This window comes from Streptomyces sp. CA-111067 (genome assembly GCF_050956065.1).
In the GTDB taxonomy this organism is placed as follows: Bacteria; Actinomycetota; Actinomycetes; order Streptomycetales; family Streptomycetaceae; genus Actinacidiphila.
Genome location: NZ_CP192103.1, coordinates 6,779,046 through 6,793,171, shown reverse-complemented (window position 1 = coordinate 6,793,171; position 14,126 = coordinate 6,779,046). Strand labels below are relative to the sequence as shown.

General features: G+C 73.2%; 11 protein-coding genes. 7 read left to right on the top strand and 4 right to left on the bottom strand.

Translation table 11 applies throughout. The features are described 5' to 3' along the window. Positions 1-8: 8 nt before the first annotated feature. Both ACQPW6_RS30110 and ACQPW6_RS30105 read right to left on the bottom strand, forming a co-directional pair. Entirely contained in the window at positions 9-770 is a 762-nt protein-coding gene (locus ACQPW6_RS30110; RefSeq protein WP_433892849.1) for a response regulator, read from the bottom strand. Next, positions 767-2,173 (bottom strand): sensor histidine kinase, encoded by a 1,407-nt coding sequence (locus ACQPW6_RS30105; RefSeq protein ID WP_433892848.1) that lies wholly within the window; start codon positions 2,171-2,173, stop codon positions 767-769. The genes ACQPW6_RS30110 and ACQPW6_RS30105 overlap by 4 nt, the downstream gene beginning before the upstream one ends. A gap of 121 nt (positions 2,174-2,294) precedes the next feature. Here ACQPW6_RS30105 and ACQPW6_RS30100 point away from each other — a divergent pair, with 121 nt between their 5' ends. Further along, entirely contained in the window at positions 2,295-2,843 is a 549-nt protein-coding gene (locus ACQPW6_RS30100; protein ID WP_433892847.1) for a cupin domain-containing protein, read from the top strand. Between the two features lie 104 nt (positions 2,844-2,947). Here the strand turns inward: ACQPW6_RS30100 and ACQPW6_RS30095 are convergent, their stop codons facing one another. After that, a complete protein-coding gene (locus ACQPW6_RS30095) occupies positions 2,948-3,811 on the bottom strand; it encodes an SDR family NAD(P)-dependent oxidoreductase (RefSeq protein WP_433892846.1) in 864 nt (287 codons plus the stop codon). 179 nt (positions 3,812-3,990) lie between these two features. Between ACQPW6_RS30095 and ACQPW6_RS30090 the strand changes: the two genes are divergently transcribed. The 6 genes from ACQPW6_RS30090 to ACQPW6_RS30065 all read left to right on the top strand — a co-directional run bounded on the left by ACQPW6_RS30090 (position 3,991) and on the right by ACQPW6_RS30065 (position 13,006). Beyond that, the gene (locus tag ACQPW6_RS30090; RefSeq protein ID WP_433892845.1) at positions 3,991-4,695 is read left to right on the top strand and encodes a TetR/AcrR family transcriptional regulator; all 705 of its coding nucleotides are present in this window, start codon (positions 3,991-3,993) and stop codon (positions 4,693-4,695) included. A 351-nt stretch (positions 4,696-5,046) separates the two neighbouring features. After that, positions 5,047-5,769, top strand: coding sequence for a hypothetical protein (locus tag ACQPW6_RS30085; RefSeq protein WP_433892844.1), 723 nt, complete (start codon positions 5,047-5,049; stop codon positions 5,767-5,769). A gap of 190 nt (positions 5,770-5,959) precedes the next feature. Next, positions 5,960-6,484 carry a PRC-barrel domain-containing protein gene (locus ACQPW6_RS30080; RefSeq protein WP_433892843.1) on the top strand — a complete coding sequence of 175 codons (525 nt, stop codon included), beginning with the start codon at positions 5,960-5,962 and terminating at the stop codon, positions 6,482-6,484. Between the two features lie 318 nt (positions 6,485-6,802). Further along, positions 6,803-9,181 (top strand): endonuclease/exonuclease/phosphatase family protein, encoded by a 2,379-nt coding sequence (locus tag ACQPW6_RS30075; RefSeq protein WP_433892842.1) that lies wholly within the window; start codon positions 6,803-6,805, stop codon positions 9,179-9,181. A 187-nt stretch (positions 9,182-9,368) separates the two neighbouring features. Further along, on the top strand, positions 9,369-10,658 hold the full coding sequence (locus tag ACQPW6_RS30070; protein WP_433892841.1) for an alkaline phosphatase: 1,290 nt from the start codon (positions 9,369-9,371) through the stop codon (positions 10,656-10,658). An 875-nt stretch (positions 10,659-11,533) separates the two neighbouring features. Continuing rightward, positions 11,534-13,006, top strand: coding sequence for a discoidin domain-containing protein (locus ACQPW6_RS30065; RefSeq protein ID WP_433892840.1), 1,473 nt, complete (start codon positions 11,534-11,536; stop codon positions 13,004-13,006). Between the two features lie 141 nt (positions 13,007-13,147). On the opposite strand, the gene ACQPW6_RS30060 is transcribed toward ACQPW6_RS30065, so the two are convergent. Beyond that, the gene (locus ACQPW6_RS30060; protein ID WP_433892839.1) at positions 13,148-14,074 is read right to left on the bottom strand and encodes an NADP-dependent oxidoreductase; all 927 of its coding nucleotides are present in this window, start codon (positions 14,072-14,074) and stop codon (positions 13,148-13,150) included. Positions 14,075-14,126: the final 52 nt, after the last annotated feature.

Genomic DNA, 14,126 nt, shown 5'->3' with positions numbered 1-14,126 from the left:
TGGGCCCGCTACTGGTAGCGCCGGGCGCCGGGGACCACAAGTCCCCCTTCGTACGCGGCGATCACGGCCTGCGTCCGGTCGCGCAGCCCCAACTTGGCGAGGATCCGGCTGATATGCGTCTTCACCGTCTCCTCGCTCACGACCAGCCGGGCGGCGATCTCCGGGTTGGACAGCCCCTCGGCGATGAGCAGCAGGACGTCCGACTCGCGGGCGGTCAGCGACTTCAGGGCCGGTGGCGTGACGGCGCCCGGCCGTACCGGCATCCGGGCGAACTCGCCGATCAGCCGCCGGGTGATGCCGGGCGCGAGCAGCGCGTCGCCCGCGGCGATGACCCGGACGGCGTCGAACAGCCGTTCCGCGGTGGCCTCTTTGAGCAGGAAACCGCTGGCGCCGGCCCGCAGCGCGTCGTACACGTACTCGTCGAGGTCGAACGTCGTCAGGATCAGGACGCGGGGTGGGCCGGCTCTCCCCCGCTCGGCTCCCTCCGGTCCGGCTCCCGCCAAGCCGGCTCCCTCCGGTCCGGCTCCCTCCGGTGCGGCGCCGACGAGTTGCCGGGTGGCCTCGATGCCGTCCATCTCCGGCATCCGCACGTCCATCAGGACGACGTCCGGCGCCGCTTCGCGGCAGACGCGGACCGCCTCGGTGCCGGTGGCGGCGGTCCTGACGACGGTGAAGTCCGGCTGGCTGTCGAGCAGGGCGGCGAATCCGGTGCGCACGACGAGGTGGTCGTCGGCGATGACGACCCGGATCGGCGCGGGCGTGCTGCTCATCGGAGCTCTTCTCTCTCGTCGCGCCGGCCGCGGTGGCCGCCCTGGTCGCGCCCCGAGCCGAAGCGGGCCGCCACGAGGAAGCCGCCGCCGGGCGCGGGCCCGGTGGACACCTCGCCGCCGACCGCGGCCACCCGTTCCCGCATGCCCAGCAGGCCGTGTCCGCCGGGCAGTTGATCGGGTGGCGAGCCGGGGCCGTTGTCGCGGATCCGCAGGTGCAGCGCGTCGGCGGTGTAGTGCAGTTCGACGTCCACGGCGGCGCCGGCGGCGTGCTTGCGGGCGTTGGTCAGCGACTCCTGGACGATCCGGTAGGCGGCGATCTCGACGCCGGGGTCGAGATCGAGCGGGGATCCGCTCAGGATGAGCCGGACGGAGGTGCCGGATGCCCTGCGGGCCTCGTCCAGCAGTTCGTTGAGCTGCCGGAGGTCCGGCTGCGGCCGGCGGTCGGGGGCGGTGCCAGGCCCGGCGCCGGGGTCGGTTCGGCTGCCGCTGACACCAGACGTGCGGGTGCTCGGGGCGGTGCCGGCGCCCTGGTCTGTTGTCCGGCCGGCGGCGAGGCCGGAGGCGCGGGTGTCCTCGCGGAGCACGCCCAGCAGCCGGCGCATCTCGTTCATCGCCGCGCGGGCGGTGTCCCCGATGCCGAGCAGCCGTTCGGCGCCCTCGGCCGGCATGCCCGCGGTGGCCAGCCGCGCCGTCTCGGCCTGCACGGCGATCATCGAGACGTGATGGCCGACGACATCGTGCAACTCGCGGACGATACGGGCGCGTTCGTCGCGCGCCGCGTTCTCCCACCGGGTGCCGTCCATGACCTGGCGGATCGCGGCGTTGCTCCGCTGCTGGTCGTCCGACCGGACGGCCAGCCCGGCGAGGGCGGCCATCGGGCCGAGCACGGCGGCCAGCACGACCCGTGCCCGGTAGTCGGTGCCGTCGGACGCCGCCAGGGCCAGCGCGAGGAACGGCGTGCCGAGCAGGAGCGCGGCGCGGACGGCGCCGGCCCGGCCGAGCCGGTACTGCGCGACGAGCTGGGCGGCCAGGCCCGCCACCGTCAGCGTCTGGAAGATCAGCAGCGAGCCGGCGCCCGCGGCGGTGACGGTGACCCCGGCCGCGAGCGGGCGCAGGAGCGCCAGCGGCAGGGCGGTGCACAGGCACACCAGGCCGACGACCATGCCGAACTGCACGCCGCTGACGCCGCCGGGCTGGAACGTGCCGGGGCCCGCGCCGCTGCCGTCGTGCACCTGCGCGAACATCCGCGGGATCGACCCGTGCACGGCGACGAACTCGGCGAGCGAGGCCAGCACGCCGAGCAGCCCGAGCAGCGCCCCGGCCGCCGGGCTCACCTGCGGGAGGCCGGCCGCCCGCCGCCGCAGCCCCGTCCAGGTGGCGTGCCACCCCGTCGTACGGTCCATGCTCGTCATCATCGCAGCAGGTGGCGTACGGGATCGTCCCTCCGGAGAGCCAGCTCGCATCCCCCGCGCGGGGGATGCGAGGCGTTGACAGACGTTTCGGCGCGGACCTAGCGTCCGGGACATGAGCGAGCCGCTGACGACTCCGGGCGAGGGCTTCCACCCGCATCTGCACGGCCCCCGGGGCGAGGCCGGGCACCAGGGGACGTTGCGGTCGCGTCTGCACCACATCCGGGCGGGCGCGCTGGACGGTGACACGGCGCAGACGGGCGGTATGCGCAGGTTCGCCGCCGTCAGCGGGCGGACGGTCGGCTCCGAGGAGCTGTGGATGGGGCAGACGCATGTGGCCCCGGCGACCTCGTCGTCCGACCACCACCACGGGGAGTCCGAGACCGCGATCTATGTGGTGAGCGGGCACCCGGAGTTCGTCTTCCTGGACGGCGCCGGCGCCGGCGACGGCGGGTCCGGCGGTTCGGACGGGGACGGCGCCGGCGTGGAGGTGCGGCTGCGCACGTCGCCCGGCGACTACGTCTTCGTGCCGCCGTTCGTCCCGCACCGGGAGGAGAATCCGGACCCCGACGAGGAAGCCGTGGTCGTGATCGCCCGCAACACGCAGGAGGCGATCGTCGTCAACCTCCCGGGGCTGTACGCGCTTCGGCCCGAGCAGGACTGAACGCCGGCTGAACCGGCCGGCGCGCGACGGGAGTTCACGCCTCCGGAGCCCTTCGGGTACGTCACGCCTCGGGTACGTCACGCCTCCGGAACCCTTCGGGTACGTCACGCCTCCGGGACGCCGGCCAGCAGGCGTTCGGTGAGGTCGGCCAGCCGCCGCGCGTCGGCCGGGGCGAAGGAGGGGTGCCGGACGCTGAGCGGCACGTCCTCCACGAAGGCGGTCAGCGGCTCGGCCGGCGGCGCGTCGATCCGGGCGAGGATGGCGGCGGCGGTCGGGCCGACCGGTTTGGCGGACCGCCGCATCCGCGCCACATAGGCGGCCGTCTCCGGGTCGTACGTACCGGAGTGGCTGGTCGCGACGACGCCCGGGTGGAAGAGCACGTACCGGGTGCGGCGCGGCTCGCCGGACGAGCCCGTGCCAGACGCGGACGCGGACGCGCCGGGGGCGGGGACGGACGCGTAATCGACGCCGAGCAGGTCGTTCAGCTTGCCGCCCTGCCCCAGCGCCGCTCCCCCGTGATAGCCGCGGGCGAGTTCGAGGTCGTCCCAGCGCACGGCGCCGGTGGCGTGGGCCGGCCCCGCCACGTTCATGATGACCGGGCGGCCGGCCTTCTCCAGCAGGTGCGTCAGCCCGTGGCCGAGCAGGTAGCGGCTCAGGTAGAAAAGCGCGAAGGTCTCCTCGAACCCCTCGGTCGTCACCCGCCGTTGCGACCGGTAGTGCCGGGCGCACAGCACCAGCGCGTCCACGGCGGGGAAGACGGACTCGATCTCGGCGATCGCCCGCCGGTTCTCCGCGACAAGGCTCAGGTCGGCCCGTACGAAGCGGGCCCGCGCGCCGCCGGCCGTGAAGACGGCGCCCTTGGCCGGGTCGCGGCCGATGACCAGGACGTCGTCCCCGCGGCTGAGGCAGGACGCGGCAAGCGCCCGGCCGATCCCGTCGGTGCCGCCTGAGATCACTACGTTCCGCACGGATGTCTCCTCGGATGGCCGTCGGGTGACGATCGCTCAAGTCCAATAAACTAGACTGATGAGACCAAGTTAGTGATCTGGTGCGGCTCGCACAAGGCCGTGATCCACGGGGCCGGACGCTCCCGGGGCCGCCCGCCCGACGCGTCCGGCGGACCGTCCCCGTCGATATGCTCGCGGCCATGACCAGAGCGCCGGGCACCCCCACCCAGCCGCGATCGACGCAGCCGCGATCCGCCGAGCCGCACCCCGCCGGCCCGCGCGGGCGGATCGACAAGCGGCAGGCGATCCTGGACGCCGCTTTCGCCGTCTTCGCCCGGGAGGGTTACGCCCAGGCCGGTGTGGACACCATCGCCGCCGAGGCCGGGGTGGCCAAGGCCACGGTCTACAACCACTTCGGCGACAAGGAGACGCTGCTCCGCCAGGCCGTCGCCGGCTACGCCGATCAGGCGCTGACCGCCAACCTCGCCGCGGTCGAACGGATCACCGGCGGCGGCGCCCGGGGCGCGGGCGCGACCAGGTCCGCGCTTGAGGCCGCCGCCCTGCACTTCCTGCGCTGCCACTGCGACGAGCGCTCGTGGGCGCTGCGGCGGCTGCTCGCGGCGGAGGTCGGCCGGTTCCCGGACCTGCTGGACGTCGTCCAGGTCAACGTGACCGACCGGGTCACCCAGGCACTCGCCGACCGCCTGGGCCGGCTCACCCTGGCCGGCCGGCTGTCGGCGACCGAACCCCTGCTGGCCGCCGAGCAGTTCGCCGCCCTGCTCACCGGCCCGATGGACCGCCGCGCCCGGCTCGGCACCCGGCAGGTGCCGGACGCGGAGCTGCGGTCGGTGGCGAAGGCGGCCGTCCACACGTTTCTGCGGGCGTTCGGCCGCCAGGACGACTGAGGGGGCGCGGGGCGAGGTCGGTGGGCCGACGGGCGGAACCGGAGCCGTACCCACGCCGAGACAGTGGCCCGGACGAGGGCGGAGACCGGAGCCCCCGACCGGGGTGCCGAGACGCGGGCCAGGCCGGGGCCATTGCCCGTGCCGAGAACCGGACCGGGGCCGCGCCCCGACCCCGGACTCCTGGCCCCGACCGAGAACCTGGGCACATTCGAACGAACGCCTGGTCACCGGTGTGGCCCTGGCCGGTGGCGGGCCGGGCTGGGCCATCATCGTCATGTGCCCGCCGGCCGGTGGGCGGTCGCGCGGGACATCGCGCGGGTCCGGCGGACGCCTTGCCGAGGAGCACCACGGATGACCTCGTTCCGCGACACCCAGACCGCGCTGCTCGACGCCTCAGGCTGGGTGCGGTGCCCCTCGGTGGCGCGGGCCGTGTCCGACGCGGGCCTGCCGGTGCCCGACGCCGGGTATCTGGCGGGCGCGTTCAGCGAGCAGCAGTGGGCGGACGCCGAGCGGGCGGTCGGCGCGCTGCGCGAGCACTTCGACGGCGCCCGGTTCGCCGCCGAGGTGCGGTACGGCCTGCTGCTGGTGCCCGATCCGGCGCGGCTCGACACGCGCAAGGCGATGCCGGCCGAGGTGCGCGGCGACCAGCTCGGCCGGCCCGCGGAGGACGTCGTCGACGAGCGGCTGCCGGCCGGCCGGGCCGGCATCGCGGCGGGCCCCGACACCCCGGAGTGGACGCCGGTGGCCACCGTCACCGGCCGCTACGGCCTCTCGCTCGGCAGCTACCGGGACATCGCCGGCGGCCCGGCGGACTCGTTCACCGTGGACGGCCAGGACACCCGCCGGCTCATGATCCGGCAGCTGTGGGGCGCCCGGGTGCTCCAGTCCGGCCGGGAGCTGCCGGACTGGGAGGGCAACGACCACTGGACGTTCACCCTCTTCGCGGGCGAGCCGCTGACCGAGGGGGCGGCGGAGTCGGGCACGGTCCTGAACGGGCAGGTCCGCTTCCGGCTCGGCAAGCCCGACCGGGGCATCGGCCCGGTGCGGGTGGCGCCGGCGATCGCGATCCGCTGAGCGCGGCGGGCCGCGCGAGCGCGGGACGACGGGGCCCCGGCGCGGGCCGGCGGACCGAACGGGTGAGAGGCCGGTGCGCCCGGCCGTGCCTGGTTGCCCCGAGGCGGGGTAGCGGGCCCGATGGGGGGAGGCGGACGACCGCGGGACTCAAGGGACCGCGGCGCGCCCCTTCCGCGAGGGAGTGATCCGTATGACCGACGACGTCTTCCAGGACCCCGAGGCGCTCAAGGAGCTGACCGTCCACGACCGGGACGGCCGGCTGGTCGGCAACGTCGTGGAGGTGTACGTGGACGACTGGAGCCGACGGCCCGAGTGGGTGACGGTGCGTACCGGGATGCACGGCACGGAGGAGACCTTCATCCCGCTGGAGGACGCCGCGCTCGGCGCGGACAACGCGCTGCGGGTCGCGTGCAGCCTGGACGCCATCGGGGACGCGCCCCGGATCGACGCCGAGCAGCACCTCGGCCTGGACCGCGAGCAGGAGCTGTACCTGCACTACGGCCTGACCCCGCCCGCCGGCCAGTCCTCCGGCGCCCCCGGCGTGGGCGACGAGCGCCCCAGAACCCCGCTGTCCGGCGACGAGAAGGACATCGACGGCGTGAAGGAGCTGGCGGAAGAACCCCCGTCCGGCCTCCCCCGCCTCCGCCGCTTCACCGCGACGGACAAGGACGACGCGACGACCAGCGCCTCCGGCGTCTACGGCGAGAACCGCTGACCCGCCGCCGTCGCACCCGGACGATCCGGCGGGGCCCCCGCCCCGCCGGCCGGCGGACCGTACGACGCCCTGATCGATCAGCGACGGTCTGATCGATAGCCGAGAATTAACCCGGAGTCCTTCTACGGTCGGGTCTACGCGCGTATCTTGAGCCGAATCGCGTGGCGCTCCGCTGGGGTGACGCGCTGTCACCTCCTACCGTCCGCATGAAGGAGAACCGCTCCGGTGTCGCACACCTCTGAGGCCACGCCTCGCCCTGCGAGATCCCGCCCCTCGGGGCTTCGCAAGCGATTTCTGCCCATCGGCATAGCCGGCGCCGTGGTCCTGGCGACCGTTGTCGGTGTCCATGCCGCGTCCGCGACTCCGTCGGCCGACGGTCTGATCGCCGAGGTGTACGGCGGCGGGGGCAACTCGGGCGCCACGTTCACCAATGACTTCGTGGAGCTGGCCAACGCCGGTGCCGCGCCGCTGGATCTGAGCGCGTACAGCGTGCAGTACCTGCCGGGCGCGCCGACGGCGTCGTCGAAGTGGCAGTCCACCCCGCTGACCGGTTCGCTGGCCGGCGGCGGCCGGTACCTGGTGCAGGAGGCGGCCGGGACCGGGGGCAGCAGCGCGCTGCCCGCGCCGGACGCGACCGGGGCGATCAACATGTCGGGCACCACGGGCACGATCGCCCTGGTGACCGGCGCCGACCCGCTGACCTGCGTGACCGCCGCCGACTGCGTGGGCGACCCGCGGGTGCACGACCTGGTCGGCTACGGCACCGCGCTGGTGCACGAGGGCGGCGGCCCGGCGGCCGGGGCGAGCAACTCCGCCTCGGTGGCCCGCAGTTCCGCGCTGAAGGACACCGACGACAACGCCGCTGACTTCACCGCCGGCGACCCCACCCCGCAGAACGCGGCGGGCTCCGGCGGCGGCGGTACGACGCCGCCCACCAGCCCGCCGCCGACCGGCCCCGCGCCGGTCGAGGCGAAGATCCACGACATCCAGGGCGACACCCGGGTGTCGCCGCTGAACGGCAAGGCGGTCACCGGCGCGACCGGCATCGTCACCGGCATCAGGGCGTACGGCTCCTCGCAGGGCTACTGGGTGCAGGACCCGAAGCCGGACGCCAACCCCCGTACCAGCGAGGGCATCTTCGTCTTCACCGGCTCCAGCGTGCCGGCCGTCGCGGTCGGCGACAGCGTCTCGGTGGACGGCACCGTCCAGGAGTTCTACCCGGGCGGCGCCGACACCGGCATCCAGTCGACCACCGAACTCACCAAGTCCAAGGTGACGGTGGCCTCCAGCGGCAACACGCTGCCCGCGCCCGTCGTGCTCGACGACAGGTCGGTGCCAGACGCCTTCGTGCCGAGCGCCGGCGGCGGCACCATCGAGAACCTGCCGCTGCGGCCGGCCGACTACGCGCTCGACCTGTACGCCTCGCTCGAAGGCATGAACGTCGAGATCGGCGACAGCCGGGTGGTCGGCGCCACCGACCCGTACGGCGAGATGTGGGTGACGGTCAAGCCGAAGCAGAACCCGACCAAGCGCGGCGGCACCCTCTACACCGGCTACGACGACCCCAACTCCGGCCGCCTGATGGTGCAGTCGCTGATCCCGACCGCCACCCAGGCGTTCCCGACGGCGAACGTCGGCGACACGCTGCGCGGCACCACCTCGGGCCCGCTGGACTACAACCAGTTCGCGGGTACGTACTCGGTGGCCGCGCGCACGATCGGCACGGTCAAGAGCGGCGGCATCAAGCCCGAGGTGACCGGCAAGGCGTCCTCGAACGAGGCCACCGTGGGCACGTACAACGTGGAGAACCTGGCGCCCGGCAACCCGCAGTCGAAGTTCGACGCGCTGGCCCAGGGCCTGGTGAAGAACCTGCGCTCGCCCGACATCGTGGCGCTGGAGGAGATCCAGGACAACAACGGCGCCACCGACGACGGCACGGTGGCCGCCGACCAGACGCTGCAGAAGCTCACCGACGCCATCGTGGCGGCCGGCGGCCCGCGGTACTCGTGGCGGGAGATCGACCCGGTCAACGACAAGGACGGCGGCGAGCCGGGCGGCAACATCCGGTCGGTGTTCCTGTTCAACCCGGAGCAGGTGGGCTTCACCGACCGCTCCGGCGGCGACTCGACCACCCCGGTCGGCGTCACGGGCACCGGCAGCAAGACCGCGCTGACCGCCTCGCCCGGCCGGATCGCGCCGAACGACCCGGCGTGGAACAGCAGCCGCAAGCCGCTGGCCGCGGAGTTCACCTTCCGCGGCAAGACGCTGTTCGTGATCGCCAACCACTTCGACAGCAAGGGCGGCGACCAGTCGATCGACAGCCGCTTCCAGCCGCCGGTGCGCAGCTCCGAGGTGCAGCGCAACCGCCAGGCGATCCTGGAGCACGACTTCGTGCAGCAGATCGAGCAGGCCGACCCGCACGCCGACGTCGTGGTGCTCGGCGACCTGAACGACTACCAGTTCTCGCCGGCCGTCACCAGCCTCACCGGCAACGGCAAGGTGCTCACCGACCTGGTCAACACCCTTCCGGCCAAGGAGCGTTACTCCTACGTCTACGAGGGCAACTCGCAGGTGCTCGACCACATCCTGGTCAGCCCGGCGCTCAAGCACGTCGACTACGACGTGGTGCACATCAACTCCGAGTTCGCCGACCAGACGAGCGACCACGACCCGCAGGTGATCAGGATCAAGCCGTAACCCATGCAGTAACCCATCGCTGACGGCGGGGCGGGCCCTTCGGGGTCCGCCCCGCTGTGTTTTACCTCGACCCAGTACACGCTTTGCCCATCCTTGGCTTTCATGTGGCGTTCACCAGCAATACCCCATGGCTCCCTATGGTCCAGGTGAAAGCTTGGCAAAGAACTCACCGGGAGCAGTAGTGAACATGCGCGTACGTATGACGCGGAAGTGGACGGCGCCGACGGTGGCCGCCGCGGCCGCAGTGGTCGCGACCATGGTGGTCAACCCGACGCTCGGCGCCTCCGCGTCGGCCCCGCAGCAGAGCGCCGCCAAGGCGAAGGCGCAGGGCGCGAAGAGCGTCATCTTCATCAACGGCGACGGCATGGGCTCCGCCGCCCGCGAGGCCGCCCGGCTCAACCTGGCAGGTCTCGACGGCCAGTTGGCGATGGACAAGCTCGCCGCCTCCGGCCAGCTGACCACCACCCCGCACGACCCCAAGGCGATCATCACCGACTCGGCCGCCGCGGCGACCGCCTGGGCGACCGGCGAGAAGACGTACAACGGCGCGATCAGCGTGGACGTGGACGGCAACCCGCTGGCCACACTGGGCCGGCAGGCCAAGGTGAACGGCAAGGCGACCGGCCTGGTCACCACCGCGCAGGTCACCGACGCGTCCCCGGCCGCGTTCTTCGCCAACACCGCCAACCGCTCCGCGCAGGACGAGATCGCCCGGCAGTACATCGAGGTCAGCAAGCCGGACGTGATCCTGGGCGGCGGCGAGGACTGGTGGCTGCCCAAGGGCACCCCGGGCGCGTTCAAGGACAAGCCGGCCGAGGACACCGGCGAGGGCAGCGTCGGCACCAAGGGCAACCTCATCAACAAGGCCAAGAAGGCCGGTTACAGCTACGTCTCCAGCGCCAAGCAGCTCGACAAGGCCAAGGGCGGCAAGCTGCTCGGGCTGTTCGCCAACGAGGAGATGTTCCAGCAGCGCCCCGAGGGCCAGGGCGACGTCTACAGCCCGGTGGTGGACCTGGCGACCATGACCGGCAAGGCACTTGACACGCTGGACAAGAACAAGAAGGGCTTCTTCCTCATGGTCGAGGAGGAGGGCACCGACGAGTTCGCGCACTCCAACAACGGGGCGCGGGTGCTCCAGTCGATGCAGCAGCTGGAGAAGACGGTGGCGCTCGCGCGGGCGTACGTGGCCACCCACCCCGACACGCTGCTGGTCGTCACCGGCGACCACGAGACCGGCGGGCTCAGCGTGGAGGAGGCCACCGACGCGGCGGACGAGTCCGGGGACGGGATCTCCGCGGAGGACGGGCCGTTCGCGATCCGCGGCAGTGACCGCAAGTTCGTGATGGACTGGACGACTTCGGGCCACACGAGCATCGACGTCCCGGTGACGGCGAGCGGCCCCGAGTCCGCCCGCTTCACGGGCAAGCACCCGAACACGTACGTGCACGACGTGCTGGCGTCCATCCTGGCTCCCTGAGCCTGCGGCCCGCTCCCAAAGCCCCGGCCCGGGGCCGGCGACCCCACCCACCGGCCCGGTGGCCCGGCTTCCCAGAGGCCGCCCCACCGGCCCGGCGGCCCGGAAACGCCGGCAACCGCCCCTCCGAGCCGGTGGCCAGGCGCGCTACCGTCCTGGCTGGTCGCGCAGTTCCCCGCGCCCCTGACGGGGCACCCCCTGGCCGGGGCGTCCCCGGCGTCACCCAGGGGCGCGGGGAACTGCGCTGCCAGCCACCGACGGCCGGTGGGCCGGCAACTACAGCAACTGCCCCCCTCGGCCCGGTGGTCCCCCGCACCGCCGTCGTGGCTGGTCGCGCAGTTCCCCGCGGCCGGGGCTCCGGGGTGCTCCCGGTGGGGAAGTAAGGGGTTACTGGGGCGGCAGGCCCGAGGCCGACCCCCCTGAGCTGGGAATGCTGAAGCACTTCTTGACGTCGCGAAGCCAGGGCTATAGACATCACCCTGACTGCAAGAGAGCGCTCTCAGCGCACGTACCGCCCTGCACACGGTCCCCCACCCGGCCAGGAGACACCATGCCGACGCGCCGCGAGACACCCCAGCGGATGCGGCCCCCACGGCCCGCCCGCCGCCCCGCAACCGGTCGGGCCGCCGGACCCCCGGCAGCTCCGTATCCGGCTTCGGCTCCCGTCCCGGACCCCGTTCCGTCCCGCAGGACGCCTCGCGCGCCGCAGTCGCCGCACCGCCTGCACTCGCCCTGACGCGCCGCCTCCGGCGCTGCCGGCCGCTCGCTCGTGGGAGCGCTCTCTTCACCGGGAGCCGGCCACGAACCGGTCAGCAGCCGCCACGGCGCCCGCGCCCGGGCGCACCCCCCATCGGGCTCATTGCGACAGGAGACCCCGCATGTCCACCGGACACGCACCAGACAACGCACCAGACCAGGAAGCGGAGCCGCCGCGCCCGCTCCCCGGCGCCGACGGCCCCCGCTCGCACCGCTTCCGCCGCTCCCGGCTGCGGCTGACCCTCGCCGTGCTGGCCGTCGCCGCGCTGAGCGCGGCCGGCCTCGCGGTCACCGCCGCGCCCGGCGGCGCGGCCACCCCGGCCGCGGCCGGCCCGGGCGCCGTCTCCGCGGCGGCCCCGTCCGCCGTCCCGGCGCCGCCGGCCGGCTTCACCACCACCTGGAGCGACGACTTCAACGGCGGCGCCAACACCGGCGTGAACGGCGCCGACTGGAAGTACGACACCGGCCCGGGCAGCAGCTTCGGCACCGGTGAGATCGAGACCATGACCAACAGCACGTCCAACGTCTACCAGGACGGCAACGGCCACCTGGTGCTCAAGGCGCTGCACAGCGGCGGCGACGCCCGCTCCGGATGGACCTCGGGCCGGATCGAGACCCAGTCCTCCAGCTTCGGGGCGCCTCCCGGCGGCGTCGTGATGATGCAGTCGTCCATCCAGCAGCCGAACCTGACCACCGCCAACGGCGCGGGCTACTGGCCGGCGTTCTGGATGCTCGGCTCGACGCTGCGGACCGGCACCACCTGGCCCACCTCGGGCGAGGTGGACATCCTGGAGGACATCAACGCCCGCAGTTCGGTGTTCGGCACGCTGCACTGCGGCACGAACCCGGGCGGTCCGTGCAACGAGTCCACCGGCATAGGCTCCGGTGAGCGTGCCTGCTCCGGCTGCCAGACCGGATACCACACCTACGCGGTGCAGATCGACCGCTCGGTCTCGCCCGAGCAGATCCGCTGGTACCTGGACGGCAACAACTACTTCACCGTCAACTCCACCCAGGTGCCCGCCGCGACCTGGACGGCAGCAGTGGACCACCCGTTCTTCATCATCTACGACCTGGCGATGGGCGGCGGCTTCCCCGACGCCTTCGGCGGCGGCCCCAACTCGGCCACCGTCAGCGGCGGTCAGATGAACATCGACTACGTGGCCGTCTACAACAAGGGCGGCGGCGGCACCACTCCGCCGAGCAACGGCAACAACCTCTCGCAGGGCAAGCCCACCACCGCGTCCTCGACCGAGAACGCCGGCACCCCGGCCTCGGCGGCCACCGACGGCAACACCGGCACCCGCTGGTCGAGCGCGTTCAGCGACCCGCAGTGGCTCCGGGTGGACCTCGGCGCGACGCACACCATCAGCCAGGTGAAGCTCAACTGGGAGGCGGCGTACGGCAAGGCGTTCCAGATCCAGACCTCGGCCGACGGCAACACCTGGAAGACGGTCTACACCACGACGACCGGAACCGGCGGCAACCAGACGCTGAATGTCAGCGGCTCGGGACGCTATGTCCGGGTCTACGGGACGCAACGCGCGACCCAGTACGGCTATTCGCTCTGGGAGTTCCAGGTGCTCGGTACGTAGTTCAGCGCGATCGACCCTCCACAGGCCGCCGCGGCGGTGAGCGACCTCCCCGCAGGAAAGAGGCGGGCCGGACACCGAGTCCGGCCCGCCTTCCGCATGGTCGGAGGCCGCCGGGGCCGCCGGGCCCCGGCTCCCGTCCGGTCAGACGGTGATGACGATCTTTCCGGTCAGGTGGCCGCCGGCGCTGGCGTCCTGCGCCGCCGCCGCTTCCTCCAGCGGGTAGGCCCGGTGGATCGGGATCTCCAGCTTGCCGGCCGCGAACAGCGCGAGGGCCTCCTCGAACGCGGGCACCCCGCGGTACTCCGCGCCGCTGCCGGAGGTGAAGCGCACGCCGGCCTTGCCGGCGCCCACCGCGTCGGCGATGGTCACCACCCGGTCGGTGCCGCCGGTCAGTTCGACCGAGGCGGCGATCTCGCCGCCCCGCCCGGCCGCGTCGAGCGCCGCGTCCACCCCGTCGGGGGCGACCGCCCGCACCCGCTCGACGAGGCCGTCGCCGTAGGTCACCGGGGTGACGCCGAGCGCCCGCAGGTGCTCGTGGTTGGACTCGCTCGCGGTGCCGATCACCCGCAGTCCGCGGGCCACGGCGACCTGGACGGCGATGGTGCCGACGCCGCCGGCCGCAGCGTGCACGAGCAGCGTCTCACCGGGCCGCAGGCCGAGGAGTTCGAGGGCCCGGTAGGAGGTCTCGGCGGCCACCGGCAGCGCGGCGGCCTGCTCCCAGCTGAGGGTGTCCGGCTTGAGGGTCACCTTGGCGGCCTCGGCGACGGCCTGCTCGGCGTATCCGCCGGTGTTCAGATGGCCGAAAACCTCGTCGCCGGCCACCAGGCCCTCGACACCGTCGCCGACCGCCTCGATCACCCCGGCGCCCTCGACCCCGGGCACGCTCGGGAACCGCACCGGGAAGACCTGCTTCATGACGCCCTCCCGGATCTTGGTGTCCAACGGGTTGACGCCCGCGGCACGCACCTTGATCCGCAGCTGGCCGGGGCCGGGCTCGGGCAGGTCGACATCCTGGATGTGCAGGACGTCCGCGGCGCCGTACTCGCTGAAGGTGATCGACTTCGTCATAAGACCCATACTCCTCGAACGGTCTGAGCGGCACGCCGTCGGCGTGGGCTGG

Excerpts from the sequence above, each read along its gene's own strand:
- ACQPW6_RS30110 (WP_433892849.1), bottom strand. The coding sequence starts at position 770 with ATGAGCAGCACGCCCGCGCCGATCCGGGTCGTCATCGCCGACGACCAC.
- ACQPW6_RS30105 (WP_433892848.1), bottom strand. The coding sequence starts at position 2,173 with ATGGACCGTACGACGGGGTGGCACGCCACCTGGACGGGGCTGCGGCGG.
- ACQPW6_RS30100 (WP_433892847.1), top strand. The coding sequence starts at position 2,295 with ATGAGCGAGCCGCTGACGACTCCGGGCGAGGGCTTCCACCCGCATCTG.
- ACQPW6_RS30090 (WP_433892845.1), top strand. The coding sequence starts at position 3,991 with ATGACCAGAGCGCCGGGCACCCCCACCCAGCCGCGATCGACGCAGCCG.
- ACQPW6_RS30085 (WP_433892844.1), top strand. The coding sequence starts at position 5,047 with ATGACCTCGTTCCGCGACACCCAGACCGCGCTGCTCGACGCCTCAGGC.
- ACQPW6_RS30080 (WP_433892843.1), top strand. The coding sequence starts at position 5,960 with ATGACCGACGACGTCTTCCAGGACCCCGAGGCGCTCAAGGAGCTGACC.
- ACQPW6_RS30070 (WP_433892841.1), top strand. The coding sequence starts at position 9,369 with ATGCGCGTACGTATGACGCGGAAGTGGACGGCGCCGACGGTGGCCGCC.
- ACQPW6_RS30065 (WP_433892840.1), top strand. The coding sequence starts at position 11,534 with ATGTCCACCGGACACGCACCAGACAACGCACCAGACCAGGAAGCGGAG.
- ACQPW6_RS30060 (WP_433892839.1), bottom strand. The coding sequence starts at position 14,074 with ATGACGAAGTCGATCACCTTCAGCGAGTACGGCGCCGCGGACGTCCTG.